Consider the following 1,834-nt stretch of genomic DNA (forward strand, 5'->3'; position numbering starts at 1 on the left):
CAAACCGGCGACATCGTGACGCTGACGGTGAACGGTAAAACCTTCACCGGCCCTGTGGATGTGGATGGTAACTTCAGCATTAACGTACCGGGTTCAGATTTAGCCGCTGATCCAGACGCGACTATCTATGCGTCTTTGGTAGCGACTAATGCGATAGGTGGGTCCGCGACAGTTACTGACACTGAAGGTTATTCAGTCGACACTGACATGACCAACACCGCGATTGCCTTAGATGAAAACATCACAGCCGATGACATCATTAACGCAGCGGAAGCGGCGCAACAAATCCCTGTCACGGGTAAAGCGAGCGGCGATTTCCAAACCGGTGACACAGTGACGCTGACGGTGAACGGTAAGACCTTCACGGGCCCTGTGGATGTTAATGGCAACTTCAGTATTAACGTTCCTGGTGCTGATTTAGCGGCTGATCCAGATACGACCATTGAAGCTTCTCTTGCGGCAACCGATGCAGCAGGCAACAGCACAACCGTCACAGACACCGAAGGTTATTCAGTCGACACTGAAATGACGAACACCGCAATTACGTTGGATGAAAACATCACTGCGGATGACATCATTAATGCAGCGGAAGCGGCGCAACAAATCCCGGTGACGGGTAAAGCGAGCGGCGATTTCCAAACCGGTGATACAGTGACGCTGACGGTAAATGGCAAAACCTTTACCGGGCCAGTGGGTGCAGACGGTAACTTCAGTATTAACATCCCAGGCGTTGATTTAGCTGCCGATCCAGATACGACCATTGAAGCTTCTTTAGCAGCGACTGATGCAGCTGGTAATACGGCCACAGTGACCGACAGCGAAGGTTATTCATTAGACTTATCCGTTAATGCTGTCATTAACCTAGATACTGAAATCACCGCAGACGACATCATTAATGCGGCAGAGCAAAGCCAATCAATTTCAGTAACGGGTAAAGCGAGTGGCGATTTCCAAACCGGCGACATCGTGACGCTCACGGTAAACGGTAAAACCTTCACCGGCCCTGTGGATGTGGATGGCAACTTCAGCATTAACGTACCGGGTTCAGATTTAGCCGCTGATCCAGACGCCACTATCGAAGCGTCTTTGGTAGCGACCAATGCGATAGGTGGGTCCGCGACAGTTACTGACACAGAAGGTTACTCAGTCGACACTGACATGACCAACACGGCCATCACGTTAGATGAAAACATCACAGCCGATGACATTATTAACGCAGCGGAAGCCGGGCTACAAATTCCAGTCACGGGTAAAGCCTCAGGCGATTTCCAAACCGGCGATACTGTGACGCTGACGGTGAACGGTAAAATCTTCACTGGCCCAGTGGATGTTGATGGTAACTTCAGTATTAACGTACCGGGCGCAGACTTGGTAGCAGACAGCGACAAAGTGATTGATGCTTCGCTAGCAGCAACCGATGCAGCAGGTAACAGCACAACCGTCACAGACACCGAAGGTTATTCAGTCGACACTGAAATGACCAACACGGCCATTACGCTGGATGAAAACATCACGGCGGATGACATCATTAATGCAGCGGAAGCGGCGCAACAAATCCCGGTGACGGGTAAAGCGAGCGGCGATTTCCAAACCGGTGACACAGTGACGCTGACGGTAAATGGCAAAATCTTTACTGGGCCTGTGGATGCAGACGGTAACTTCAGTATTAACGTCCCAGGCGTTGATTTAGCCGCCGATCCAGATACGACCATTGAAGCATCTTTGGCGGCGACTGATGCAGCTGGTAATACGGCCATAGTGACCGACAGCGAAGGTTATTCATTAGACTTATCCGTTAATGCAGCCATTAACCTAGATACTGAAATCACCGCAG

General features: G+C 50.7%; 1 protein-coding gene. It reads left to right on the plus strand.

Features of this window, described 5'->3' with window-relative positions:
• Positions 1–1,834: Ig-like domain-containing protein (locus D1Z90_RS20450; RefSeq protein ID WP_119912619.1), on the plus strand; the 1,834-nt coding region annotated here is incomplete at both ends.

This window comes from Motilimonas pumila, assembly GCF_003596335.1.
Taxonomy (GTDB): Bacteria; Pseudomonadota; Gammaproteobacteria; order Enterobacterales; family CBDFNC01; genus Motilimonas; species Motilimonas pumila.